This is a genomic window from Streptomyces sp. ICBB 8177, assembly GCF_003144095.1.
GTDB lineage: Bacteria > Actinomycetota > Actinomycetes > Streptomycetales > Streptomycetaceae > Streptantibioticus_D.
The window spans coordinates 6,977-32,573 of the sequence record NZ_NSKH01000002.1; the positions used below are offsets into that span (position 1 = coordinate 6,977).

The following is a 25,597-nucleotide window of genomic DNA, read 5'->3' on the forward strand; positions in this document are numbered from 1 at the left end:
GTTTTGGTCATGGTTCATGGTTTCATAGTGTTTCGGTGGTTATAGCGTTAGGGAAACGCCCGGTTACATTCCGAACCCGGAAGCTAAGCCTTTCAGCGCCGATGGTACTGCAGGGGGGACCCTGTGGGAGAGTAGGACGCCGCCGAACAATTCTTCAGCCGCTGGCCTGTGATGGTGTTCCGTCACAGGCCAGCGGCTTTTTCGCGTTGCACGCGGGCCCCTGCGCACAGAGGCCCGGTGGGCCCCGGTAGGGTCGTGGAGCATCGTTCGGCAGGGACTGAGGGCTACAGGAGGCACCGCGGGTGGAGGTCCAGGAAACACGGGTGCAGACGGACCGGGTCCTCACCATCCCCAACATCCTGAGCATGGCGCGGCTCGTCGGCGTGCCGGTGTTCCTGTGGCTGATCCTGCGTCCCGAGTTCGGCGGTCCGCGGAGCGATGGATGGGCGTTGCTGGTGCTGGCGTTCAGCGGTGTCAGTGATTACCTGGACGGCAAGCTCGCCCGCCGCTGGAACCAGATCAGCCGTCTCGGCCGGGTGCTCGACCCGGCCGCCGACCGGCTGTACATCATCTCGACGCTGGTGGGTCTGACCTGGCGGGAGATCCTGCCGTGGTGGCTGACCGGTGCCCTGGTGGCGCGGGAGCTGATGCTCGGCGTGATGGTGCTCGTGCTGCGCAGGCACGGGTACGGGCCGCCGCAGGTGAACTTCCTGGGCAAGGCGGCGACCTTCAATCTCATGTACGCGTTCCCGTTGTTCCTTCTGAGCGTGGGCAGCGGGTGGCTGCACACCACCGCTGCTATTTTCGGATGGGCGTTCGCCGGATGGGGTACGACGCTCTATTGGTGGGCAGGGATCCTTTACGTGGTCCAGGTCCGCCGACTCGTCAGGGCGGACGCCACGGTCGACTGAGCCCGAGGCTTCGGCGTACTCCCGAGGCACCGGTGCCCGCGGCGCCCCAAGGCGAGATCGTTGCGCGAGACAGGCGCGAGGTCAGTGGGTCATCCTGGTGGGGTGAGGTCGGCAAGAACGCCGTCTCTTCGAGGAGGACGCTTCCGACATGAAGGCCGTCGTGATGGCCGGCGGCGAGGGCACGCGCCTTCGCCCTATGACCTCGAGCATGCCCAAGCCGCTCCTGCCGGTGGCCAACCGGCCGATCATGGAGCACGTGCTGCGGCTGCTCAAGCGGCACGGTCTCACCGAGACCGTGGTGACCGTTCAGTTTCTCGCTTCGCTGGTGAAAAACTACTTCGGCGACGGCGAGGAACTGGGGATGGACCTCACCTACGCCCACGAGGAGAAGCCACTCGGCACCGCGGGGAGTGTCAAGAACGCGGAGGAAGCGCTCAAGGACGACTCGTTCCTGGTCATTTCCGGTGACGCGCTGACCGACTTCGACCTCACCGATCTCATTCGCTTCCACCGGGAAAAGGGCGCGCTGGTCACCGTCTGCCTGACCCGGGTGCCGAACCCCCTGGAATTCGGCATCACGATCGTGGACGAAGAGGGCAAGGTCGAGCGCTTCCTGGAGAAGCCGACCTGGGGCCAGGTCTTCTCGGACACCGTGAACACCGGCATCTACGTGATGGAGCCCGAGGTCTTCGACTACGTCGAGGCCGACACCTCCGTCGACTGGTCCGGTGACGTCTTCCCGCAGCTGATGAAGGAGGGCAAGCCCGTCTACGGCTACATCGCCGAGGGCTACTGGGAGGACGTGGGCACGCACGAGAGCTACGTGAAGGCCCAGGCCGACGTGCTCGAAGGCCATGTCGACGTCGACATCGACGGCTTCGAGATCTCGCCGGGCGTCTGGGTCGCCGAGGGCGCCGAGGTCCACCCCGACTCCGTGCTGCGCGGTCCGCTCTACATCGGTGACTACGCCAAGGTCGAGGCGGGCGCGGAGGTGCGCGAGCACTCCGTCATCGGTTCCAACGTCGTCGTGAAGTCCGGCGCGTTCCTCCACAAGGCGGTCGTGCACGACAACGTCTACATCGGCCCGCAGACCAACCTGCGCGGCTGCGTCATCGGCCGCAACACCGACGTCATGCGCGCCGCCCGCGTGGACGACGGCGCGGTCATCGGTGACGAGTGCCTGATCGGCGAGGAGTCGATCATCGCCGGCAACGTGCGGGTCTACCCCTTCAAGACCATCGAGGCCGGCGCCTTCGTCAACACCTCGGTCATCTGGGAGTCGCGCGGCCAGGCACAGCTGTTCGGCGCCCGTGGCGTCTCCGGCATCCTGAACGTGGAGATCACTCCGGAGCTGGCCGTCCGCCTGGCCGGCGCGTATGCGACGACCTTGAAGAAGGGCGCCACGGTCACCACCGCGCGCGACCACTCCCGTGGCGCGCGGGCGCTGAAACGTGCCGTCATCTCCGCGTTGCAGGCCAGCGCCATCGACGTGCGCGACCTGGAGAACGTGCCGATGCCGGTGGCCCGCCAGATGACCGCGCGCGGCAGCGCGGGCGGTGTGATGATCAGAACCACGCCGGGTGTCCCGGATTCCGTGGACATCATGTTCTTCGACGAGCGCGGTGCCGACCTCTCGCAAGCGGGGCAGCGCAAGCTGGACCGGGTCTTCGCCCGCCAGGAGTACCGCAGGGCGTTCCCCGGTGAGATCGGCGACCTGACCTTCCCCTCCAGCGTCTTCGACTCCTACGCGGGCGCCCTGCTGCGCACCGTCGACACCACCGGGGTCCGCGAGTCGGAGCTGAAGGTCGTGGTGGACGCGGCCAACGGCAGCGCCGGCATCGTGCTGCCGACGCTGCTCGGCCGGCTCGGGGTGGAGGCGCTGACGATCAACCCCGGCCTGGACGAGGCACGCCCGACCGAGACCGCGGACGAACGGCGCTCCGGTCTGGTGCGGCTCGGGGAGATCGTGGCATCGGCCCGCGCCGCGTTCGGCGTGCGCTTCGACCCGGTCGGCGAACGCATCTCGCTGGTCGACGAGCGCGGCCGGATCGTGGAGGACGACCGCGCGCTGCTGGTCATGCTGGACCTGGTCGCCGCCGAGCGGCGCAGCGGCCGGGTGGCGCTGCCGGTGACCACGACGCGTATCGCCGAGCAGGTGGCCGCGTACCACGGCACGCAGGTGGAGTGGACGACGACCTCGCCGGACGACCTGACCCGGGTCTGCCGCGCGGAGTCGACCATCTTCGGCGGCGACGGCCGGGGCGGCCTGATCGTGCCGGAGTTCAGCAGCGTCTTCGACGGCGCGGCGGCCTTCGTGCGGCTGGTCGGCCTGGTGGCCCGTACCCAGCTCACCCTGAGCCAGATCGATGCCCGCATTCCGCGCGCCCACGTCCTCAAGCGGGACCTGGCGACGCCGTGGGCGGTCAAGGGCATGGTCATGCGGCGGGTGGTCGAGGCGGCGGGCGACCGGTCGGTCGACACCACCGACGGCGTCCGCGTGGTGGAGGCGGACGGCCGTTGGGTGATGGTGCTGCCCGACCCGGCCGAGGCGGTCACCCGGCTGTGGGCGGAGGGACCGGACGACGCCTCCGCGCAGGCCCTGCTGGACGAGTGGTCGCAGGTGGTGGACAGCGCGGGCCGCTGACCCGGGAGCCAGACCGGCCGGTACGGAACGCGCCCGCGCGACGCGGCGCGGCACCGTGCCGGCCGGTGCGCGACCGGGCCCGCGTGAACGGCGCGTCACGCGGGGCCCGTTCGAGATGTGGCCGCTCCACGTGCGACGATGTGCGGCATGCCGCAGCAGCCCCGGGACCGTTCCGTCGCGACGCCACCGCGCCGTGACGCCTCGATGTCGCTGCTGACCAACATCATGGAGCACAGCCTCGACGACGGGTACGCCGAGGCGACCGCCCGCCGGGGCGAGACCGGGCGCTCGCGTCTGCCGCGTACGGCGAAGGCCAGGGCGGGGTTCGCGCTCGGCCTGGTCCTCGTCGCCCTCGTCGTGACCCTGGGCGCGGCGCAGGCGCAGTTCTCCGCGCCGACGCTGGCCAAGGAACGCCAGGAGCTGATCGACCGCATCAACGCGGAGACCAAGGGCGCCGACCAGACGCAGCACGACGTCAACACGCTGCGCCGGCAGGTCGAGGCGCAGCAGCGGAAGGCGTTGCCGAAGGGCGACGTGGCGCAGGCGGACCTCGTGGCGCTGCTCGCCGGGGCGACTGCGGTCACCGGGCCGGGGGTGGAACTCGTCGTCGACGACGCCCCGCAGGCGACCGCGGGCACCGGCGCCAACCCCCGGCAGAACGATGACTTCTCCGACACCGGCCGGGTGCGGGACCGGGACATGCAGCGCATCGTCAACGGGTTGTGGTCGGCCGGCGCGGAGGCGATCTCGGTCAACGGGCAGCGCCTGACCCAACTGTCGGCGATCCGGGACGCCGGCCAGGCGATACTGGTCAACGACCGGCCGCTGGTTCCTCCGTACACCGTGCTGGCGATCGGCGACGGCAAGCAGTTGCAGTCGTCGTTCGAGAACAGCGCGGGTGGGGTGTACCTCCAAGTGCTCAAGGACAACTACGGGGTCCGCGCGACCATTTCGGCGCGAAGCGGACTGCGGCTGCCCGCGGCGGCGAGTCTCGCGCTGCGGGAGGCTGTGCCGGCCCCCAGTGGTTCCGCGCCGGACGCGGCACAGACAAGGAAGGGCAACAAGTGATCGCCGTACTGGGCCTCGTCGTCGGGGTGGTGGCCGGGCTCGTGCTCCGGCCGGTCGTGCCGTCGGCGGTCGAGCCCTATCTGCCGATCGCCGTGGTCGCGGCGCTGGACGCCGTGTTCGGCGGCATCCGCGCCATGCTCGACGGCATCTTCGACGACAAGGTCTTCGTCGTCTCCTTCCTGTCGAACGTGGTCGTCGCCGCGCTGATCGTCTTCCTCGGTGACAAGCTCGGCGTCGGCGCCCAGTTGTCCACCGGCGTCGTGGTGGTGCTCGGCATCCGCATCTTCTCCAACGCGGCCGCCATCCGGCGCCACGTGTTCCGGGCGTGAGGACGGCATGAGCGACGAGGAGACCCCGCGCGAGGGCGAGGACCTGCCGCCCCGCCGGCCGCTGCCCCCGGAAGAGCGCGGAGCGGCCGGGAGCGACGGCAACGCGACCGGGCGGAACCCGGACGCCGGGCGGACCGACGAGGCGCCGGCGGACGCCCGAGGTGACGACGCGGACCACGCGACCGGGCGTCAGCGGCTCGCCCGCAGCTTGTGGCCGCCGCGCCTGACCCGCGCCCAACTCATCGTCGCGCTACTGCTGTTCGCGCTCGGTCTCGGCCTGGCCATCCAGGTGCGCACCACGAGTGACAACGGAGTACTGCGCGGCGCCCGACAGGAGGACCTCGTCCGCATCCTGTCGGAACTGGACGCCAGGACTCAGCGTCTCCAGGACGAGAAGCGCGATCTGGACAACCAGCGCACCGAACTGCGGACCAGCTCCGACCAGGCCGCGGAGGCACGCCAACAGACCGAGCGGAAGTCCCAGGAACTGGGCGTGCTGGCCGGTACGGTGGCGGCGCGGGGCCCCGGGATCACGCTCACGATCCGCGGCGGCACCGTCGCCTCGGACGACCTCCTCGACACGCTGGAGGAGCTGCGGGCCGCCGGTGCCGAGGCGATCCAGATCAACGACGTGCGGGCGGTGGCCTCCACGTACTTCACCGACGCGAGCGGCGGTGGGGTGCAGGTCGACGGGCACAAGGTCTCGCAACCGTACGTCTTCAAGGTCATCGGCAACCCGCCGGACCTGGAACCGGCGTTGAACATCCCCGGGGGTGTGGTGCAGACCATGCAGAAGGAGCAGGCCACGGTATCCGTCGTAGCGTCGCAGAAGATCGTCGTGGACGCCTTGCGATCCGCGAAACAGCCTGACTACGCTCGGTCGTCGGGCCAGTGAGGCGGGAGAGCATGGAGTGGACCGGGAACGGGGATGACCGTGCGGGGGGTCGGCGCACCGAAGGGGCGGTGCGTGGTGGAAACTCTGTAGTGACCTGGTTCGTTGTCCGTATGACCGGCGCGGCCGGTCTGTGTTGCGAGGGTTCGTCCTGCCCCACGGGCGGGTCTGTTTCTTTCAAGGGGAATCGCCCGTGAAGTTGTTTGGAAGGTTGTTCGGCAAGAGCGCGCGGCAGCAGGCGGGGGAGCCGGCTACGGCGCGTCACCGGTTGCCGCGTGAGGGAGAGGGGACGGACGAGGGGCGTCCGCTCTTCCGGGACGAGGCCGTTGCTCCGGGCGGTGACTTTCACGGCGGTCCCGGCGTGGCGCCCGTTGACCCCGCCTCGGCGGGCCGCATAGGTTTCCAGGACCCGTCGACGGCGGCGGGCGGGCCCGGGCGGGAGGCGCAGTCCATGGCGGACTTGCCGGTGTGCAGCAGGTGTGGCCACCAGAACGCGCAGGCCAGCCGTTTCTGCTCGCACTGCGGCGCGCCGCTGCGAGGTGGCGTGCAGCCCGAGCGGGCCTCGGAGACCACCTCCACGATCTCCATCTCGGGCCTCGAGGCGTACGACTCGGAGGCCACCGGGCAGACGGCGATGCCCTCGCTGTCCCCGGAGGCGCAGGCCGCGGTGGACGCGCTGCCGTTCGGCTCGGCCCTGCTGGTCGTCCGCCGCGGTCCCAACTCCGGAAGCCGCTTCCTGCTCGACTCCGAGCTGACCACCGCCGGCCGTCACCCGCAGAGCGACATCTTCCTCGATGACGTGACGGTCTCCCGGCGGCACGTGGAATTCCGGCGCACCCCCGAGGGAGGCTTCTCCGTCGCCGACGTCGGCAGCCTCAACGGCACGTACGTCAACCGTGAGCGCATCGACTCGGTGGCCCTGGCCAGCGGCGACGAGGTGCAGATCGGCAAGTACCGGCTGGTCTTCTACACCAACCAGCGGGGCCTCTGACCGCGTCGGGGCCCCCGCGAGGGAAGGTTCATGCTTCGCACACCGTCTGGCGGCGCCGCTCCCGGCGCCGCCGCCGCGGAGGGGCGGCTGATGAGCATCGGGGCGGTGCTCGGCCTGTTGCGTGACGAGTTCCCCGAGGTCACGATCTCCAAGATCCGCTTCCTCGAGGCCGAGGGCCTGGTGGAGCCGCAGCGCACTCCTTCCGGATACCGGAAGTTCACCCTGCGGGACGTGGAACGGCTCGCCCAGGTGCTGCGGATGCAGCGGGACCACTATCTGCCGCTGAAGGTCATCCGCGAGCACCTGGACGCCCTCGACGCGGGTGAACAGGTCGCACTGCCCGCCCAGGCCGCGCCCGCCGAGCCGAGGGACGCCGCGGCGCCCCAGCCCGGCCCGCCGGTGCGCGTGGACCGCGCGGAACTGCTGGCCCGCACCGGGGCCGACGAGCGCGAGCTGGCCCAGTGGGAGTCGTACGGCCTGATCGAGGCGGACCCCGAGGGCGGTTATGACGCCGAGACGGTGAACATCGCCAAGCTCGTCCGCGACCTCGGCGCGTTCGGTCTCGAGGCGCGGCACCTGCGGGCCGTGAAGGCCGCCGCCGACCGGGACGCGGGGCTGGTCGAACAGGTCGTGGCCCCGCTGCGGCGCCACCGCAACCCGCAGACCAGGGCACATGCCGAGGCGACCGCCCGGGAGCTGGCCGCGCTGACGGTGCGGTTGCACGCCGCCCTGGTGCACTCGGCGCTCGGCCTGAGGCAGGCCTGAGCGCCCGCACGGGACCCACAGGGGGCTGTCCGGGGCCGGCGGAGGGGTCGTGGTGTCCGGTGGACGGAATGCCCGACTACCCAAAGTCTCCGGTAACGGCCTAGGGTTGCTGGTGTGAATGAGCTCGACGTCGTGGGTGTCCGGGTGGAAATGCCCTCCAACCAGCCGATCGTGCTTCTGCGTGAAGTGGGAGGCGACCGGTACCTCCCGATCTGGATCGGGCCGGGGGAGGCGACCGCGATCGCCTTCGCCCAGCAGGGCATGACTCCCGCGCGCCCGCTGACCCATGACCTCTTCAAGGACGTCCTGGAGGCGGTCGGCCAGCAGCTGACCGAGGTGCGCATCACCGACCTGCGCGAGGGCGTCTTCTACGCGGAGCTGGTCTTCGCCAGCGGCGTCGAGGTCAGCGCCCGTCCCTCGGACGCCATAGCGCTGGCGTTGCGCACCGGGACGCCCATCTTCGGCAGCGAGGGCGTGCTCGACGACGCGGGGATCGCCATCCCCGACGAGCAGGAGGACGAGGTGGAGAAGTTCCGCGAGTTCCTCGACCAGATCTCGCCCGAGGACTTCGGCACCAGCAACCAGTAGGCACCCCTGCGGGGTGGCCCGCGGCGGCAGGTGACGCGAAAGGCCAGCTATTCCCTCTGTCGGGTCACGGGAAACCACCCTGCGGGTGGAAATCACCCGGCGTGCCGAGTGTGGCGATCGTTGACGCACTCCGAGTGACTGCCTACCGTCGAGTGGGAGAGTCCTGAACGGGTCACGCTCTGTCGCACCGGACACCGGTGGCGGACGGGGCGGCACGCGTGTGTTCCAGGACGCGAAGGGACGGAGGTCGGCGTGAGAAGCACCGGCGACGGTACGGCCGTGGGCGAGGGGTTCCCGGCCCGCGGGGCGCTGGCCCGCACTTCTCACCAGGTCGCGGACGACGGCGCCGACGCGCCGGCTCCCGACCTCGTCGGCTATCGCGGCCCCACGGCCTGCGCCGCGGCCGGCATCACCTACCGCCAGCTGGACTACTGGGCCCGCACCGGCCTGGTCGAGCCCAGCGTCCGCCCGGCCTACGGATCGGGCACCCAGCGGCTCTACAGTTTCCGCGACGTCGTCGTCCTCAAGATCGTCAAGCGGCTCCTGGACACCGGGGTCGCCTTGCAGAACATTCGCACGGCCGTACGCCACCTGAGCACCTCGGAGGCGGAGGACGTGGCGCGCATGACGCTGATGTGCGACGGGGCGACGGTGTACGAGTGCACCTCGCCGGACGAGGTCGTGCGGCTCCTCCAGGGCGGTCAGGGTGTGTTCGGCATCGCGGTCGGTGTGGTCTGGCGCGACGTCGAGGCGGACCTGGCGCAACTGCACGGCGAGCGGGTCGACACCGGCGAGACCCTGATCGGCCACAACCCGGCCGACGAACTGGCGAGGCGCCGGGGCAACCGCGCGGTCTGACCCCGCCAACCCGACCTGACCCGCACCCGCTGCCCCGACTCGGCCGCCCCGCCGGGGCGGCCGTTGTCAGACCCATGGGGCAGCATCGGTGCCGTGAGGAGTGCGCCGACCGTCCTGCATCTCGACATGGACGCCTTCTACGCCTCGGTGGAGCAGGCGTCGAAGCCGAGCCTGCGCGGCAAGGCCGTGATCGTCGGCGGACTGGGCCCGCGCGGTGTGGTCGCCACGGCGTCGTACGAGGCCCGGGTGCACGGGGTGCACTCGGCGATGGCGATGGCGCACGCCCGCAGGCTCTGCCCCCACGCGGCCTACCTCATCCCCCGGTTCGCCCTGTACCGCCGGGTGAGCGACACCGTCATGGGACTGCTGCACGAGCTGTCGCCGCTGGTCGAGCCGCTCAGCCTGGACGAGGCGTTCGTGGACCTGGAGGCGGGGGAGCGCGGCGAGCGGCTGCGGGCCACCGCGCCGGAGGCGATGACGGCCGCCGTGCGCGAGAGAGGCGAGCGGCTGCGCGCCGACATCGCCGCGACGACCGGCCTGACCGCGTCGGTGGGCATCGCGGGCTCCAAGCTGCTGGCCAAGATCGGCTCCGAGGCCGCCAAACCCGACGGCCTGGTCGTCATCGAGCCCGGCACCGAGCGCGCCTTCCTGGGGCCCAAGCCGGTCCGCACGTTGTGGGGGGTGGGCCCGGCGACCGCCGACCACCTGCGGCGGGCCGGGATCACCACGGTCGCGGACGTGGCGGAGGCGGGCGAGGCGGAGTTGGTGCGGCTGCTGGGCCGGGCGCACGGCGCGTCGCTGTACGCGATGGCGATCGGCCACGACGACCGGCCGGTGGTGGCCGAGCGGGACGTGAAGTCGATCTCCGTGGAGGACACCTTCGACGTGGACCTGACCGACCGCGCCCGGGTCCGCGCCGAGGTCGCCCGGCTCGCCGACCGCTGCGTGAGGCGGCTGCGCGAGGCGGGCCGGTCGGGGCGCACGGTGGTCCTCAAGGTCAGGCACTACGACTTCACCACGCTCACCCGCTCCGAGACCCTGCGGGCGCCGACCGACGACCCCGTGGTGGTCAAGGAGACCGCCGACCGCCTGATCGAGGCCATCGACACCACCGGTGGCGTGCGGCTGCTGGGGGTCGGCGTGGCGGGGCTGGCGGACTTCACCCAGGAGGACCTGTTCGCGCAGGCGGGCCAGGCCGCGGCCGAGGCCGGCGGGGAGACAGGGCCGGAGGGGGCGGACGCCGCCCCCGAGGAGGCCCGGGCCGACCCGGCGGTCACGTCCGCCGTGGTCCCGGAGGCCGCGGCGCGCCTCTGGCGGCCCGGCCAGGACGTCACCCATGAGGAGTACGGGCCCGGGTGGGTGCAGGGGAGCGGGGTGGGCCGGGTGACGGTGCGGTTCGAGGTCCCGGGCGGGGTGCCGGGCCGGGTGCGCACCTTCCCGGTGGACGACCCGCGGCTGAGCCCCTCGGAGCCGCTGCCACTGGTGCCCTGAGCCAGGCGCCGGGGCTCGCCGCCCCCGCTACTCCTCGCGGCCGTTGTCGCCCGCGAGGTGGCCGAAGTCCTTCGGCTCGGGGCGTGCGGGGTCCTCCTCCGCCTCGGGGGGCGGCACCTGGAGCCCGTAGTGGTGGTAGAGCTGGAGTTCCTGCTCGGGGGAGAGGTGGCGGCCGACGCCGAAGTCGGGGGCGTCCTTGACCAGGGCCTTGTCGAACGGGACCCGCAGGGCGTCGTCGCGCAGCTCGCTGGGCTCCAGCGGCACGAAGGCGTCGCGTCCGAAGAATCCGGTGCGCACTGCCGCCCATTCGGGTGCACCGGTGGCGTCGTCCAGGTAGACCTCGTCCACGGTGCCGATCTTCACACCGTTGCGGTCGAAGGCCTTGCGGCCTATCAGGCTCCGCGGATCCACATCGGTCTGCACGGTCCCTCCACGTGGTCGCCGGCGGGGCTAACGTATTCACCAAAAGCCACATTCCGGGGTGTGTCGAATCGGAGCGCCGACGGCGAAGGTGACGCCGCTCTCTGTCCTCCTCGGGCCCTCGGTCGCGGACACCCGCGCTGGTAGGCTGGGAGCGGCTGCTGACCCCATGCGGGAGAGTCCTGGCGGCGTCGCCCCCGCCCCGCCGTTCCACCGCGGGAGGGGAACGGCATCGTCGGGCGCCGAAGGAGCAAACCCTCCCCGGAATCTCTCAGGCATCCGTACCGCATGGACGAGGTCACTCTGAAAAGCAGGGTGGGCTCCGACCGGTGCGTGACTCGGCCGGGACCCCTCCTCACCGACGGTGAAAGCCGCACCGCCCCGGCGGGACGGCGAAGCTCTCAGGTTGATGACAGAGGGGGAGGCCGATCGGGCACCCGAGCCGAGGTGCCCCTCGTAGGTCGTACGACCAGGAGGCCTCCGCAGATGACCGCCAACCGCATTCCCCTCGCCGAGCTGGAGCGCGGCACGCCCTTCGAGCAGCGTCACATCGGCCCGGACGCCGGGGCGCAGGCCAAGATGCTCGCGCACGTCGGCTACGGCTCGCTGGACGAGCTGACCGCCGCCGCCGTGCCCGAGGCGATCAAGTCGGCCGCCGCGCTGGGCCTGCCCGAGGCCCGCACCGAGGCCGAGGTGCTCGCCGAGCTGCGCTCCCTGGCCGACCGCAACCAGGTGCTGCACCCCATGATCGGCCTGGGCTACTACGGCACCTTCACCCCGCCGGTCATCCTGCGCAACGTCATGGAGAACCCGGCCTGGTACACCGCGTACACGCCCTACCAGCCGGAGATCTCGCAGGGCCGCCTGGAGGCGCTGCTCAACTTCCAGACCGTCGTCGCCGATCTCACCGGGCTGCCCACCTCCGGCGCCTCGCTGCTGGACGAGGGCACCGCGGCCGCCGAGGCGATGGCGCTGTCCCGCCGGGTCGGCAAGGTCAAGCAGGGCGTCTTCCTGGTCGACGCCGAAACGTTCCCCCAGACGGTGGCCGTGCTCCAGACCCGCGCCGAGCCCACCGGTGTCGAGGTCGTCGTCGCCGACCTGTCCGACGGCATCCCCGCCGAGATCGCCGAGCGCGGCGTCTTCGGCGTGCTGCTCCAGTACCCGGGTGCCTCCGGCGTCGTACGCGACCCGCGCCCGGTCATCGAGCGCGCCCACGAACTCGGCGCGATCGTCACCGTCGCCGCCGACCTGCTGGCGCTGACCGTGCTCACCTCCCCCGGCGAGCTGGGCGCCGACATCGCGGTCGGCACCACCCAGCGCTTCGGCGTTCCCATGGGCTTCGGCGGTCCGCACGCGGGCTTCATGGCGGTGCGCGAGGCGTACGCCCGCAGCCTGCCCGGCCGGCTGGTCGGCGTCTCCGTCGACGCGGACGGCGACAAGGCCTACCGCCTGGCCCTCCAGACCCGCGAGCAGCACATCCGCCGCGAGAAGGCCACCAGCAACATCTGCACAGCGCAGGTCCTGCTCGCGGTGATGGCCGGCATGTACGCGGTCTACCACGGCCCCGACGGGCTGGCCGCCATCGCCCGCCGCACCCACCGCTACGCCGCCGTTCTCGCCGAGGGCCTGCGCGCTTGCGGCGTCGAGGTCGCGCACGATGCGTTCTTCGACACCGTCACCGCCCGCGTGCCGGGCCGTGCCGCCGACGTGGTCGCCGCCGCCCGCGCCGCCGGCGTGAACCTGCGGCTGACCGACGCCGACACCGTCGGCATCGCCTGCGACGAGACCACCGGCCGGGCCCAACTGGCCGCCGTCTGGGACGCGTTCGGGGTCAGCGCCGACATCGAGGCGCTGGACGCGAGGACCGCCGACGCGCTTCCCGCCTCCCTCGCCCGCCGGGTGGACTACCTGACCCACCCGGTCTTCCACCAGCACCGCTCCGAGACCGCGATGCTGCGCTACCTGCGCCGCCTCGCCGACCGGGACTACGCGCTCGACCGCGGCATGATCCCGCTGGGCTCCTGCACGATGAAGCTGAACGCGACCACCGAGATGGAGCCGGTCACCTGGCCGGAGTTCGGCGCGCTGCACCCGTTCGCGCCCGTCGAGCAGGCCGAGGGCTACCTGACGCTCATCCGGGAACTGGAGGAGCGGCTGGCCGAGATCACCGGCTACGCCAAGGTGAGCATCCAGCCGAACGCCGGATCCCAGGGCGAGCTTGCCGGGCTGCTCGCGGTGCGCGCCTACCACCGCGCCAACGGTGACACCCAGCGCACCATCTGCCTCATCCCGTCCTCCGCGCACGGCACCAACGCCGCCAGCGCCGTGATGGCCGGCATGAAGGTCGTCGTCGTCAAGACCGGCGACGACGGCGAGGTCGACGCCGACGACCTGCGCGCCAAGATCGAGCAGTACCGCGACGAGCTGGCCGTGCTGATGGTCACCTACCCCTCGACGCACGGCGTCTTCGAGGAGCACATCGCCGACATCTGCGCCCAGGTGCACGAGGCCGGCGGCCAGGTCTACGTGGACGGCGCCAACCTCAACGCGTTGGTGGGCGTGGCCCGTCCGGGCGAGTTCGGCGGCGACGTCTCCCACCTGAACCTGCACAAGACCTTCTGCATCCCGCACGGCGGCGGCGGCCCCGGCGTCGGCCCGGTCGCGGTGCGCGCGCACCTCGCCCCGTACCTGCCCAACCACCCGCTCCAGCCGGCGGCGGGCCCGGCCACCGGTGTCGGCCCGATCTCGGCGGCCCCGTGGGGTTCCGCCGGCATCCTGCCGATCTCCTGGGCGTACACCCGGCTGATGGGCGCCGACGGCCTCAAGCGCGCCACGCAGGTCGCGGTGCTCGGCGCCAACTACGTCGCCAAGCGCCTCGCGCCGTACTTCCCGGTGCTCTACACCGGCCCCGGCGGTCTCGTCGCGCACGAGTGCATCATCGACCTGCGCCCGCTCACCAAGTCGACCGGCGTGACGGTGGACGACGTGGCCAAGCGGCTCATCGACTACGGCTTCCACGCGCCGACGATGTCGTTCCCGGTGGCCGGCACGCTGATGATCGAGCCGACCGAGAGCGAGGACCTGGCCGAACTCGACCGGTTCTGCGAGACGATGATCGCGATTCGTGCCGAGATCGACCGCGTCGGTTCCGGCGAGTGGCCGCAGGACGACAACCCGCTGCGCAACGCCCCGCACACGGCGGCGACCGTGACGGGCGAGTGGGACCACCCGTACACCCGTGACGAGGCGGTCTTCCCCGCCGGGGTGTCGAAGGCCGACAAGTACTGGCCGCCGGTGCGCCGCATCGACGGTGCCTTCGGCGACCGCAACCTGGTCTGCTCCTGCCCGCCGCTGGACGAGTACGAGGGCTGAGAGCGGTAGGAGCCCGCAACGGGAAGGGGCCGGTGCGACGATCACCTCGTCGCACCGGCCCCGCGGTGTGTCCGTCCGCTACGCCGCCGTCACCAGCGCCCGGTGCGGCGCGATGACCCGGCCGTCCGGCAGCAGTTCGCCGGTGTCCTCGAAGAGCAGGACGCCGTTGCACAGCAGGCTCCAGCCCTGCTCGGGATGGTGCGCCGCGATGTGGGCGGCCTCCCGGTCGGCGGAGTCTGCGGACGGGCACTGCGGCTGGTGCTGGCACATGGACGTTGTCTTTCGCTGCGGTTGTGGTGTGCTGCGGCTGGACCGGTCGGATTCCGGATGCATGCCGTCCCCCGTTTCAGTCGGTCGGCTCCCAGTGTTGCCCCACGAGCGCCCGGCCCGCAGGGATTTCGGGCCGGCCGTCCTCATTCGTTGATGACGCGTCACCCGCCCGGCCGGTTGCCGCCGCCGGGGGCGCACGGGCGGGGCCCTCGAAGCACGCCGCACGACGCGGAGCGCCTCCCCGCGCCGGGCGGCACGAGGAGGCGCTCCGCGGTGCGGGACGGCTCCCGCCGGACGCTAGACGGCCGTCTCCAGGGCCGGGGTGAGCCGGTGGGTCAGCAGCGGCACCAGGTCGGCCATCCGGTGCGGCCGGTGCGGCGCGATCCCGGGCGGCGCGGGGGCCAGCGGGATCAGCACGTCCGCGGCGGACGGCTGGGCCTGCTCGCCGTCGTCGAGGTCGCCGTGCAGCCACAGGCAGAGCATGTAGAGCCCGGGCACCGACAGCAGCCTGGGCTGGTACGGCGCGGGCAGCGCGTCCGCCTGGCGCAGCGCGTGCACCGTGGAGGCGAGGAACGGGCCCTCGCAGAAGTGCGAGAACGCCCAGCCGTCCGGGGTGATCGTGGTCTCGGCGGCGGCCACCACGACGTCACCGCACCGGATCAGGAAGCGCCACCCGGCCAGCCTGGCCGTCGGCAGCCCGGCACCGGTCGCCACCGGATCCAACACATGCAGCGCCAGCGGCTGTTCCGGGACCAACGGGCCCGCTGCGGCGCTCAGCGAGGGGAAGCGGGCGGCGTGGACGGCCGTCGGGGAACCGAGCGCCGCCGCGACGCTGCGAACAGCGGGCGCGGGGGCCGAAGGAAGATGCAGCGGCATGGTGTGGTCGCCTCTCGTGGAGACAGGGGTGGTGACTGGCGGAGTGCGGACGGCGCTGTCAGCGGTGGAGCCGGAGGTGCTGGAGGTCGGGGCGGCGACCCGGCGCGCGGGGGGCGTCCCCTGAGGCAGAAGTGACCGGATTCAGCGGTGGCATGCGGATCCCTTCCCGTTCCTGGGGGTGCGCGGGGGCGCAGCCGGCGGGTCGCGAACTCTCTGCCTGTGCGCGAAGTTTATACGAACCGTGAACACTCGTTGATTCGCCTACCGGCCCGCGACGATGCGGGCAAGCGGGTAATGAGTCTACTTCGAAGGGTTATTCGTCCGCATTCCGAAGCGTCTTCACCGCCCTGGCCTGGGGGAACGGCACCGCGGTGGATGGCGCGTTCCCGCCGGTGCATTCCCTTGGCCCACGCATCCGGCGGTACTCAGCGTTCCGTATGCCCACGGAATGTGCCAGGCGTGCCACCTCTTCGAGCCTATCGCCGACCGGGGTGGTCCGGGGGAGTTATGGATCGTTTGGGCTGGGCATCATCGGTGCACGGCCCAACCGGCGCACGGCCCCGTACGAGGAGGACGCTTCGATGGGAGAAAAGGTCGTGGCCAGCGGGTTCGACCTGTCCGATCGGCGCCGCTACCGCAGAAAGCTGCAACAGTGCCTGGCCGCGCTGGAGAGGCTGCTGGCCGAGAAACGGTTCGACCGGCCACGCAACCTGATGGGCCTGGAGATCGAATTGAATCTCGCGGATTCCGACGGCCTGCCCCGCATGATGAACGAAGAGGTGCTGGAGCGCATCGCGAGCCGCGATTTCCAAACCGAACTCGCCCAGTTCAACATCGAGGTCAACATCGCTCCGCACCGCCTGTCCGGCCGGGTGCTCGACCAGCTGGCCGAGGAGTTGCGCATCGGGCTCGCATATGCCGATCGCAAAGCCGCGGAAGTCGGCGCGTGCATTGTCATGATCGGAATTCTGCCCACGCTGGGCGCCCAGGACCTGGTGCAGGCGAACCTCTCCCGCGCCGACCGCTACACCCTCCTCAACGACCGCATCCTCGCGGCCCGCGGGGAGGACCTCACCCTGGACATCGACGGCGTGGAGCGGCTCACCTCCACCTCCGCCTCCATCGCGCCGGAGGCCGCGGCCACCTCGATGCAGATGCACCTGCAGGTGACCCCGGCGCGTTTCGCCGCGGTGTGGAACGCCGCCCAGGCGGCGGTCGGCCCGCAGATCGCGCTGGGCGCCAACTCCCCCTTCCTGTTCGGCCTCGAACTGTGGCGTGAGACGCGGCCGGTGCTCTTCCAGCAGGCCACCGACACCCGCCCGCAGGAACTCAAGGCGCAAGGGGTGCGTCCGCTGACCTGGTTCGGCGAGCGGTGGATCTCCGGGGCGTACGACCTGTTCGAGGAGAACGTGCGGTACTTCCCGTCGCTGCTGCCGATCTGCGACGACGAGGACCCGTTGCGGGTGCTGGACGAGGGCGGCGTGCCGGCGTTGAAGGAACTGCAGCTGCACAACGGCACCATCTACCGCTGGAACCGCCCGGTCTACGCGGTCGTGGACGGCGTGCCGCACCTTCGGGTGGAGAACCGCGTGATGCCCGCCGGGCCCACCGTCACCGACGTCGTCGCCAACGCCGCCTTCTACTACGGGCTGATCCGCGCGCTGGCCGAGGCGCCGCGGCCGGTGTGGACCAGGCTGCCGTTCTCCGCCGCCGCGGCCAACTTCGAGGCCGCCTGCCGCCACGGCATCGAGGCCGAACTGCGCTGGCCGGGACCGGGCCGCGGCGGGCCGGTGACCGTGCCCGCGGTGCGGCTGGTCCGCGACGAGCTGCTGCCGCTGGCCGCGAGCGGACTGGACGCCTGGGGCGTCGCGCCCTCCGACCGGGACCGCTACCTCGGCGTCATCGAGGAGCGCTGCCGCCGCCGGGTCAACGGCGCCTCCTGGCAGGTCGACGCCTACCACCGCGGCCTGGACCGCGGCCTGGACCGGGGCAAGGCGCTGGCGGCGATGACGAAGCGCTACTGCGAGCTGATGCGCTCGGGCGAACCGGTGCACAGCTGGCCCGAGGGTCTTCCGTAGCCGATCCTGCGCGAGCGGTCTTCCGCGACCGCGCCTCCGCGCCGGCCCTCCGCAGCCGGTACGCGTCGCGTCACGGTGCACAGCGGCGCGCCCGCGCGGCGGGCACCGTGCGTCGGCGTCGCGGCGCACAGCGGCGCGGTCTACGGTGTGCGGTCTACGGGATCACACCGGGAGGCGGCGTGCGCGGACGAGACGGCGGGGCGGTGGACGGCACCCGGGAGGGGGCCGCGGGCGTTGGAGGTGCTGTGAACTCCTCCATGCCCGGGACATCCCTGCTCGACCGGCGCACGCTGCGCGCCGAGACCCTGATCGTCCTCGCCCTCTCGCTCGGCGCCAACGCGGTCAGCGCGCTGATCAGCTTCATCGGCTCGGTGACCAAGCCCGGTGCGCTGAAGAACCAGGCGGCGACCCTCGTCGGGTCCCAGGCGCCGGGGCGGCACTGGCTGGATCTGGCCTGGCAGCTGTTCGACGTGGCCGTCGCGCTGGTCCCGGTGGCGCTGGTGGCCCACCTGCTGGCCCGCGAGGGCGTCGGGTTGCGCGCGATCGGCTTCGACCTGCGGCGGCCCCGCTTCGACCTCAGCCGGGGCGCCGTGATCGCCGCGGGCATCGGGGGCACCGGCCTGGCCCTGTACCTGGGCGCCCGCGCCGCCGGGTTCAACCTCACCGTGGTGCCCGAGTCGCTGCCCGCCGTGTGGTGGCGCATCCCGGTCCTGGTGCTGGCGGCGGTGCAGAACGCGGTCCTGGAAGAGGTGATCGTCCTCGGCTATCTGCTGCGCAGGCTCGACCAGTTGGGGTGGGGCGCGGGCGCGGCGTTGGCGGCGAGCGCGGTGCTGCGCGGCTCCTACCACCTCTACCAGGGCCTCGGCGGCTTCGTCGGGAACATGGCGATGGGCGTGATCTTCGTGCTGCTCTACCGCCGCTGGGGCCGGGTCGGGCCGATGGCCGCCGCGCACGCCCTCATCGACACCGTGGCCTTCGTCGGCTACGCGCTGCTGGCCGGAAAGGTCGGCTGGCTGCCCACCTGAGTCCGGCCGGGCCTTTCGCCCCAGCGCTACGAGATCACTCCAGCGGCGCGACCAGCTCCGCCTCGATGACGGTGACGGCGTGCCCGGTGAGCAGCACGCGGTCGCCCCGCAGGGCGGTGCGCACCCGGCCGGTGCGCGCGGAGACCTGGAGGCCGGTCAGGTCGGTGCCGCCGAGCCGTTCGGACCAGAAGGGGCTGAGCGCGGTGTGGGCGCTGCCGGTCACCGGGTCCTCGGGGACGCCGACGGCTGGGCCGAAGAACCGGGAGACGAAGGCGTGATCGCCTGAGGGCTCCTCGGCCGCCGCCGTCACGATGACGCCCCGGTGGTCGAGCCGGGCCAGCGCCGTCAGGTCGGGCGTAAGGGCGCGGACCGTGCGTTCGTCGGCCACCTCGGCCAGCAGGTCGCCGACGTGCGGCCCGGTGTCGTGCGCGGACAGCACGGGCGTGCCGAGCGCCTCCGCCAGACCCTCGGGGACCTCGACCCGGGTCAGCGGCGCGGTGGGGAAGTCCAGCGTGATCGCGTCGCCGTCGGCCCGCGCGGTGAGTACGCCACTGCGGGTGGCGAACGAGATCGTCCCCCGGGCCGCGCCGGTCGTCAGCAGGACGTGCGCGGTCGCGAGCGTGGCGTGGCCGCACATGTCGACCTCGGTCGCCGGGGTGAACCAGCGCAGTGCCCAGTCGGCCCCCGCCTGCTGTCGCGCGTCGCCGTGCAGGCGGTGGACGAAGGCGGTCTCCGACAGGTTCAGCTCGGCGGCGACGCGCAGCATGTGCTGCTCGGCGGGGAACCCGGCGCCGCCCTCCGTGTCGCCGTCCAGGATGACGACGGCGGCCGGGTTGCCGGCGAACGGGCGCTCGGTGAAGGCGTCGACGATGCGGATCCTCATGCGCGTGACGGTAGCGGGTGGCGGCGCCGGGCGACTGACGGGGATGACCCGCGGAGCCCGCAGGACGGTCGCACCCGCCCCCAGGACGGTCGCACCCGCCCCCGGGGCGGCGTCCGCGCTGGTCGGGGCGAAGTCCGGGAGGGGCTTGCCAGACGACTGTTAGCGATATATCGTTGAGGCATCGCGATCGGTCAGAGATCGGTCCGGTACCGCTCGGCGGAACATGCCGTGGAGCGGTGGACCACTGAGAAACGACGGCACCCGGCGCAGCCGGGAGGAAGGAGCGCGTCATGCGTTCCCATGGATTCGAAGAGGGCTTCGGCGCACGAGAGCGGCGCGGTGGGCATCACGGCCACGGCGGCGGCCGCCGTGGCGGTTTCGAGCGAGGCGACTACGAACAGCGGCGGGCGGCCTTCGGTCCGTTCGGCCCGCCCTTCGGCGGGCCCTGGGGCGGCGGCGGTCCGTTCGGCCCCGGACGGGGGCGGGGCGGCCCGCGTGGACGTGCGCGGCGCGGTGACGTGCGCGCGTCGATCCTGGCGCTGCTCAAGGACCGGCCGATGCACGGTTACGAGATGATCCAGGAGATCGCCGAGCGCAGCGGTGGCGCGTGGAAGCCGAGCCCGGGCTCGGTCTACCCGACGCTGCAACTGCTGGAGGACGAGGGCCTGATCGCCAGCGCCAGCGAGGGCGGCAAGAAGTTGTTCACGCTGACCGAGGCGGGCCGCACCGAGGCCGAGGCGGGCTCGGACGCCCCCTGGGAGGAGGCCGGCCGCGGCGTCGACTGGGAGGCGATGCAGGAGATCAAGCAGGCGGGCTTCGGTCTGGTGGAGGCCTTCCGCCAGGTCTGGGCCACCGGCAGCCCGGCGCAGCGCGAGAAGGCGATGGCCGTGGTCAACGAGGCCCGCAAGAAGCTCTACCTGATCCTCGCGGACGAGGACGAGAGCTGATCCCACGACGACGGGGGCGGCGGCCGCCGTCCGGCAGTGACCGGGCGGCGGTCGCCGTGTCCTGAAGACGACCGGCGGCGCCCCCGGATCCGGCCCTCAGGGGGCGCCGCCGGTCCTGCGCTCGTCGTGTCACGCCGCCCGCCGGGCCCATGCGACGCTCGGCGTGCCAGGATCACGGCGTACGTGACGCCGAACGCGAGGGGCCGCACCATGGTGGACGACCTCATGACCAGGCTGCGCCGCGCGCCCGCGCTCGCCGGACCCCTGCCGCGGTTCGATCCCGCGGCGGCGGGAAACCGGCCGGGGCCGGTGTTCGCCGACTGGCTCGGCCGCGCGCTGGACGACGAAGTGCCCGAGCCGCAGGTGGTGACGCTCAGCACGGCCGACGCCGCGGGCCGGCCCTCGGCGCGGGTGCTGGTGCTGCGCGGGTTCGATCCGGCCGAGTGCTCCTTCGACTTCGCCACGGACGCCGCCAGCCGCAAGGGCGGCGAGCTGGTCGCCAACCCGTACGCGGCGCTGACCTGGTACTGGCCCCGGCACGGCCGTCAGATCCGCGCCGCGGGCCCGGTGGCCGTCCTGGACCGGCGTCGCGCGCGGGACGACTTCCTCGGCCGCAGCGAGGCCTCACGCGTCGCGGGCTTCACCGGGACCATGAGCGCGCCCCTGGCCGGGGCCGCGGCCTACGACGAGGGGCGGGCCCGGGCGCGCGAGGTGGTGGCCGCCGCGCCGGACGCGGTCCCGGACGGCCACACCGTCCACCGGCTGCGGCCGGTGGAGGTGGAGTTCTTCCAGGGCAGCGCCGACGGCTTCCACCGCAGACTGCGCTACGTACGCGACGGCGGCGCGTGGCGGCGCGGGGAGTTGTGGCCCTGAGCCACCCGCACCCGGCCGCGTCAGGGGCGCGGTCCTCCCTGAGGAGGAGGAACCGCCGCGTCGCGCCCATCCGGCGCGGTAGGGGTGAATCGGCCCTCGCGGGGATGCTCGGGGCGAGCCGCACTGATGGGGTGGGAAGCGTGCGAAGCGACATCCGGCCGGGACAGGCGGCGAGAGGCGGTACGGGGCGTCATCCGGACGGTGATCCGCTGAGCGGCGTGCTGGCCTCCGCCCGGCGCCGGGCGACCCGGGACGGCGACCGCCAGGTCGACACCGCGCACCTGCTGCACTCACTGCTGGAGGCCGACCCGTGTTCGCGCGAGGCGCTGGACGCCGGCGGCCCGGGCCGGGTGGCGCGGGTCCTGGCCTACCTGGCGCAGCGCAGCATCGGCTACGGACTGCGCTGGAGCGGCATGGTGGAGGACTCCGGCGCGGTGCCCGTGGTGCGCGCGGACGCCGGCCCCGGATGGAGCCCGGCGGCCGGGGCGGCGCTGCGCCTGGCGCGGGAGCGGGCGGCGGCACGTGGTGCGGACGCGGCGGAGGGGGCCGATCTGCTGGCGGCGTTCGCGGCCGACCCCGGCTGCCGGGCCGTGCAGGTGCTGCGGGCCGCCGGGGTCGACCCGGTGCCGGTGGCGGCCGAGGCGGCCTGCGACAGGGGCTACTGGGGTGACGGTCCTGTCGTCGGCTGACATGATGACCCGATGGACAGCACTTCGGGGATCTCGGGCATACCCGGGAGGAGAGCCGCACTCGTACCCGCGCTGATATCGGCGCTCGCCTTCGGCGGGTCCGGCGTCGCCGCCAAGCCGCTGATCCAGGCGGGCATGGACCCCCTGCACGTGGTGTGGCTGCGGGTGGCCGGGGCCGCGCTGGTGATGCTGCCGGTCGCGGTGCGCCACCGCGCCGCGCTGCGCCGCCGCCCCGGACTGCTCGTCGGATTCGGCCTGTTGGCGGTGGCGGGTGTGCAGGCCTGCTACTTCGCGGCGATCTCGCGCATCCCGGTGGGCGTGGCCCTGCTGGTGGAGTACCTGGCGCCCGCGCTCGTGCTCGGCTGGGTGCGGTTCGTGCAGCGCAAGGCGGTCAGCAGGTCGGCGGCGATCGGCGTGGTGCTGGCCGTGATCGGGCTGGCAGGGGTCGTCGAGGTGTGGGACGGCCTGAGCTTCGACCCCGTCGGGCTGCTGCTCGCGGTGGGCGCCGCCTGCTGCCAGGTCGGGTACTTCGTGCTGTCCGCGCACGGCAGCGAGGGCGAGGACGCCGCCGATCCGCTCGCCGTGATCGCCTACGGGCTGCTGATCGGTGCGGTCGTGCTGACCGCCGTGGCCCGCCCCTGGGGAATGCGTTGGCACGTGCTGACGCGGCACGTGGCGATGGGCGGCGACTTCGTGCCCGCCTGGCTGCTGCTGGCGTGGATCGTGCTCATCGCCACGGTGCTGGCCTACCTGACCGGTGTGGTCTCGGTGCGGCGGCTCTCCCCGCAGGTCGCGGGCGTCGTCGCGTGCCTGGAGGCGGTCGTGGCGACCGTGCTGGCCTGGGTGCTGCTCGGCGAGCGCTTCTCCGGACCGCAGATGGCGGGCGGCGCGCTCGTCCTGATCGGCGCGTTCATCGCGCAGACGGCGACCCCGGGGCCCGCCGCCGACCCGGTGGTCGAGCCCCTTCCGCACGGGAGTGCCGACGAAGCCGCCGGGGAGGGCGCGACCGGCGAAAGCCGGTTGCCCGACCGTGCCCCCACCTCCTAGGCTCGCCGACATGCACCGAAGCGTTCTCCAGGCCGTTCTGCCGCCTCCCGCCGCCTGACGCGGCGGCGAGGCCCACGGAAGATCACGCCCGGCCGGTGGCCGGGCGGGTCGTCGCTGTCCGCACACGGATCACGCGACCACCCGAGACCTTCCGTTGGAGAACATCCGTGTCCACGCACTCCACCCTGCCCGTCGGGCGGGGACTGCTGTACGTCGCGTTCGCCGCGACCGCCTGGGGGACCGCCGGTGCGGCGGCGTCCCTGCTCTACCGCGACAGCGGCATCGGCCCGATCACTCTGTCCTTCTGGCGCTACGTCGGCGGGCTCGCGCTGCTGCTGCCGGTCCAGGCGCACCGGCGCCGCACCAGGCCGGCCGCACCGAGGCGCCGTCGCCCGGCCCGGGACATCCTGGTCACCGGCGTCGGTCTGACGGTCTTCCAGAGCGCCTACTTCGCCGGCGTGCAGGCCACCGGCCTGGCCGTCGGCACCGTCGTCACCATGGGCGCGAGCCCCGTCCTGGTCGCCCTCGGCGGGCGGCTGCTGATGGGGGAGCGGCTCGGCCGCGCCGGAACGGTGTGCGTGCTCGGCGCGCTCACCGGGCTGGTGGTGCTGGTCCTCGGAGGCGCGGGCGGGGGCGGCCACGGCGCCGTGCGGCCCGCAGGCGTCGCGCTGGCGCTGCTGTCGGCCGCCGCGTACGCCTGCATCACGCTGTACTCGCGCCGCCGGGGGCAGGACGCTGCGGGCGGCGACCCGCTGGAGACGACGCTGTGGTCGTTCGGCGTCGGCGCGGTCTGCCTGCTGCCGATCGCGCTGTGGCAGGGCCTGTGGCGCGGCGTCCACGACACGGGCCGGACGCTGGAGTTGCTGGGCTACCTGACGACGGTGCCCACCGCGCTCGCCTACGCGCTGTTCTTCGCCGGGCTGACGGTCGTGCGGGCCTCGACCGTGTCGGTGGTGTCGCTGATAGAGCCGGTCGCCGCCGCCGCGATCGCGGTCGCGCTGCTCGGTGAGCGGCTGACCGTCTCGATGGGCTTGGGGATGGCGGTCCTGGTCGGCGCGGTCACCACGCTCGCGGTCGCGGAGACCCGGATCGCGATGGGGGCGCGCCGGGCGGAGGCGTCCGCGTAAGGCCTGAGCCGGACTGTGCGTGCTGCGAGGCACGCACAGCCCGGCTGTCCGGCGTGCGTCAGTCGTTCGCGTCCCGGGCGGCGAGCCTGCGCAGTTGGTGGGCGCGGGCCTCGGCGTCGCGCGGTCCGCCGCGTTCGGCCAGCCGCTCGGCGTCGGACAACTGCATGGAACGCGGCTTGTTGCCGCCGTACTTGAACTTGGCCCGCACTTCCACGACGTCGAGCAGCACGCCCCGGATGCCCGGCAGCATGCGGCCGAACGGCTCCTGGCCGGGCGCCACCGGCGCGTAGTCGCCCTCGGGCTGGAAGTGCGCCAACTGGCGGTGCAGCAGCTCCGCCTTGGCCTGCGGATCGTCCACCACATGCGCCACGCACCGGAGTTGGACCGCGGCGTAGAAGCTGGTGGGCGTGCCGTGCTCGGGCGGGACGCCGTCCGGCGCGTGCCAGGGGCCGGGGACGAAGACGTAGTCGTCCACGACGCTCAACGTGACGTGCGGGTCCGCCTTCAGCGCCGCCCAGACCGGGTTGGGGCGGGCGAGGTGGGTGACCACCTCGCGGCGCTCGTGGTCGTAGGCGAAGTGCAGCGGCAGGACGTGCGGCGGTTCACCCGGCAGCCCGTTGACGGCGAGCTGCCCGAAGTCGTGGGCGGCGAGCCAGTCCTGCCACTCGCCCTCCTCGGTCGCGGCGTCCCAGGGGTGGATCAGCATGGTGCGTTCCGTTCGGGTCGGGCTGTCAGCGCTCGCCGAGGTAGCCGGGCACGGCGATCGCGGGGTCGAGGTCGTCGGCGGGCACCGGAGTGCCGTAGGAGTGCCGCACGGGCAGCACACCGCTCCAGTGCGGCAGCGCGACGTCCTCGGGCTCGTCACTGGGGCCGCCGGTGCGGACCTTCGCCGAGACCTCCTCCAGGTCGAGGCGGATCACCGCGGTCGCGGCCAGCTCCCTGGCGTCGGCGCGCCGCGAGTCGTCGGCCCGGCCGGGGACGACGTGCTCGACGATGGCGTCCAGCGCTAGAGCACGCTCGTCGGGGTCGGTGACCTGATGGGCCGTGCCGTGCACCACCACCGAGCGGTAGTTGACCGAGTGGTGGAACGCGGACCTGGCCAGCACCAGCCCGTCGACCAGCGTCACCGTCAGGCACACCGGCAGCCCCTCGTCCGCCCCGGCGCCGCGCAGCGGACGGGAGCCGGTCGAGCCGTGCACGTAGAGCCGCTCACCCACCCGGCCGTACAGCGTGGGGAGCACGACGGGCGCGCCGTCGCGGACGAAGCCCAGGTGGCACAGGTAGCCCTCGTCGAGGACGGAGTGCACCAACTCCCGGTCCCACGAGGCTCGTTCCCGCGAACGGGTCGGGACCGTGCGGTCGGTCGCCGGGTAGGCGCCGGTCGAGCCGGAGGCGGCCGGATCCTGGGTGGCCTGGGACATGCGTCTTCTCCTCAACTTCGCCACTTTGAACT

Annotated in this window: 24 protein-coding genes, 1 rRNA gene and 1 riboswitch; of the genes, 19 read left to right on the forward strand and 6 right to left on the reverse strand. The window is 72.6% G+C overall.

Translation table 11 applies throughout. The features are described 5' to 3' along the window. Positions 1-31 precede the first annotated feature (31 nt). The 11 genes from rrf (at position 32) to CK485_RS00330 (ending at position 10,537) form a co-directional block, all read left to right on the forward strand. Positions 32-148, forward strand: a 5S ribosomal RNA gene (gene rrf, locus CK485_RS00280). Between the two features lie 154 nt (positions 149-302). Continuing rightward, a complete protein-coding gene (locus tag CK485_RS00285) occupies positions 303-911 on the forward strand; it encodes a CDP-alcohol phosphatidyltransferase family protein (RefSeq protein ID WP_109445592.1) in 609 nt (202 codons plus the stop codon). A 148-nt stretch (positions 912-1,059) separates the two neighbouring features. Further along, on the forward strand, positions 1,060-3,555 hold the full coding sequence (locus CK485_RS00290) for a mannose-1-phosphate guanyltransferase (RefSeq protein WP_109445594.1): 2,496 nt from the start codon (positions 1,060-1,062) through the stop codon (positions 3,553-3,555). A gap of 147 nt (positions 3,556-3,702) precedes the next feature. Next, entirely contained in the window at positions 3,703-4,623 is a 921-nt protein-coding gene (locus tag CK485_RS00295; protein WP_241968037.1) for a DUF881 domain-containing protein, read from the forward strand. After that, positions 4,620-4,952, forward strand: coding sequence for a small basic family protein (locus tag CK485_RS00300; protein ID WP_109445596.1), 333 nt, complete (start codon positions 4,620-4,622; stop codon positions 4,950-4,952). Before CK485_RS00295 ends, CK485_RS00300 begins: the two co-directional genes overlap by 4 nt. 7 nt (positions 4,953-4,959) lie before the next feature. Further along, a complete protein-coding gene (locus tag CK485_RS00305) occupies positions 4,960-5,847 on the forward strand; it encodes a DUF881 domain-containing protein (protein WP_109445598.1) in 888 nt (295 codons plus the stop codon). Positions 5,848-6,295: 448 nt separating this feature from the next. Continuing rightward, positions 6,296-6,835 carry an FHA domain-containing protein gene (locus CK485_RS30125; protein WP_199239183.1) on the forward strand — a complete coding sequence of 180 codons (540 nt, stop codon included), beginning with the start codon at positions 6,296-6,298 and terminating at the stop codon, positions 6,833-6,835. Positions 6,836-6,865: 30 nt separating this feature from the next. Next, entirely contained in the window at positions 6,866-7,600 is a 735-nt protein-coding gene (locus CK485_RS00315) for a MerR family transcriptional regulator (protein WP_109445600.1), read from the forward strand. A gap of 114 nt (positions 7,601-7,714) precedes the next feature. Beyond that, positions 7,715-8,188 carry a bifunctional nuclease family protein gene (locus tag CK485_RS00320; RefSeq protein WP_109445602.1) on the forward strand — a complete coding sequence of 158 codons (474 nt, stop codon included), beginning with the start codon at positions 7,715-7,717 and terminating at the stop codon, positions 8,186-8,188. A gap of 309 nt (positions 8,189-8,497) precedes the next feature. After that, entirely contained in the window at positions 8,498-9,046 is a 549-nt protein-coding gene (locus CK485_RS00325; protein WP_241968082.1) for a MerR family transcriptional regulator, read from the forward strand. 93 nt (positions 9,047-9,139) lie between these two features. Further along, positions 9,140-10,537: a DNA polymerase IV gene (locus CK485_RS00330; RefSeq protein WP_109445606.1), complete on the forward strand. Its 1,398-nt coding sequence runs from the start codon at positions 9,140-9,142 to the stop codon at positions 10,535-10,537. A gap of 27 nt (positions 10,538-10,564) precedes the next feature. Here the strand turns inward: CK485_RS00330 and CK485_RS00335 are convergent, their stop codons facing one another. Then, positions 10,565-10,960, reverse strand: a complete 396-nt coding sequence (locus CK485_RS00335; protein WP_109445608.1) for a PRC-barrel domain-containing protein — start codon at positions 10,958-10,960, stop codon at positions 10,565-10,567. Between the two features lie 159 nt (positions 10,961-11,119). Beyond that, positions 11,120-11,254, forward strand: a riboswitch (glycine riboswitch). Positions 11,255-11,443: 189 nt separating this feature from the next. Between CK485_RS00335 and gcvP the strand changes: the two genes are divergently transcribed. Beyond that, positions 11,444-14,329 carry an aminomethyl-transferring glycine dehydrogenase gene (gene gcvP / locus CK485_RS00340; RefSeq protein WP_109445610.1) on the forward strand — a complete coding sequence of 962 codons (2,886 nt, stop codon included), beginning with the start codon at positions 11,444-11,446 and terminating at the stop codon, positions 14,327-14,329. Positions 14,330-14,407: 78 nt separating this feature from the next. On the opposite strand, the gene CK485_RS00345 is transcribed toward gcvP, so the two are convergent. After that, entirely contained in the window at positions 14,408-14,599 is a 192-nt protein-coding gene (locus tag CK485_RS00345; protein ID WP_109445612.1) for a DUF5999 family protein, read from the reverse strand. Between the two features lie 297 nt (positions 14,600-14,896). After that, positions 14,897-15,475 (reverse strand): hypothetical protein, encoded by a 579-nt coding sequence (locus CK485_RS00350; protein ID WP_109445614.1) that lies wholly within the window; start codon positions 15,473-15,475, stop codon positions 14,897-14,899. A 581-nt stretch (positions 15,476-16,056) separates the two neighbouring features. On the opposite strand from CK485_RS00350, the gene CK485_RS00355 reads away from it, so the two are divergent. Beyond that, a complete protein-coding gene (locus CK485_RS00355; protein ID WP_109445616.1) occupies positions 16,057-17,553 on the forward strand; it encodes a glutamate--cysteine ligase in 1,497 nt (498 codons plus the stop codon). 257 nt (positions 17,554-17,810) lie between these two features. Next, on the forward strand, positions 17,811-18,578 hold the full coding sequence (locus tag CK485_RS00360) for a CPBP family intramembrane glutamic endopeptidase (RefSeq protein WP_109446487.1): 768 nt from the start codon (positions 17,811-17,813) through the stop codon (positions 18,576-18,578). 34 nt (positions 18,579-18,612) lie between these two features. On the opposite strand, the gene CK485_RS00365 is transcribed toward CK485_RS00360, so the two are convergent. After that, complete coding sequence (locus tag CK485_RS00365; RefSeq protein ID WP_109445618.1) at positions 18,613-19,461, reverse strand: PhzF family phenazine biosynthesis protein; 849 nt, start codon at positions 19,459-19,461, stop codon at positions 18,613-18,615. 290 nt (positions 19,462-19,751) lie between these two features. On the opposite strand from CK485_RS00365, the gene CK485_RS00370 reads away from it, so the two are divergent. The 5 genes from CK485_RS00370 (at position 19,752) to CK485_RS00390 (ending at position 24,144) form a co-directional block, all read left to right on the forward strand. Further along, positions 19,752-20,408, forward strand: coding sequence for a PadR family transcriptional regulator (locus CK485_RS00370; protein ID WP_109445620.1), 657 nt, complete (start codon positions 19,752-19,754; stop codon positions 20,406-20,408). A gap of 210 nt (positions 20,409-20,618) precedes the next feature. Beyond that, positions 20,619-21,281, forward strand: coding sequence for a pyridoxamine 5'-phosphate oxidase family protein (locus CK485_RS00375; protein WP_109446489.1), 663 nt, complete (start codon positions 20,619-20,621; stop codon positions 21,279-21,281). 152 nt (positions 21,282-21,433) lie between these two features. Then, entirely contained in the window at positions 21,434-21,970 is a 537-nt protein-coding gene (locus tag CK485_RS00380) for a Clp protease N-terminal domain-containing protein (protein ID WP_342673449.1), read from the forward strand. Between the two features lie 12 nt (positions 21,971-21,982). Beyond that, positions 21,983-23,017 carry an EamA family transporter gene (locus tag CK485_RS00385; protein WP_109445624.1) on the forward strand — a complete coding sequence of 345 codons (1,035 nt, stop codon included), beginning with the start codon at positions 21,983-21,985 and terminating at the stop codon, positions 23,015-23,017. A gap of 167 nt (positions 23,018-23,184) precedes the next feature. Then, positions 23,185-24,144, forward strand: coding sequence for an EamA family transporter (locus CK485_RS00390; protein WP_241968038.1), 960 nt, complete (start codon positions 23,185-23,187; stop codon positions 24,142-24,144). Positions 24,145-24,202: 58 nt separating this feature from the next. Here CK485_RS00390 and CK485_RS00395 read toward each other — a convergent pair whose 3' ends face one another. After that, entirely contained in the window at positions 24,203-24,850 is a 648-nt protein-coding gene (locus CK485_RS00395) for an FMN-binding negative transcriptional regulator (protein ID WP_109445626.1), read from the reverse strand. Positions 24,851-24,875: 25 nt separating this feature from the next. After that, positions 24,876-25,565 carry a pyridoxamine 5'-phosphate oxidase family protein gene (locus CK485_RS00400; protein ID WP_109445628.1) on the reverse strand — a complete coding sequence of 230 codons (690 nt, stop codon included), beginning with the start codon at positions 25,563-25,565 and terminating at the stop codon, positions 24,876-24,878. Between the last annotated feature and the right edge of the window lie 32 nt (positions 25,566-25,597).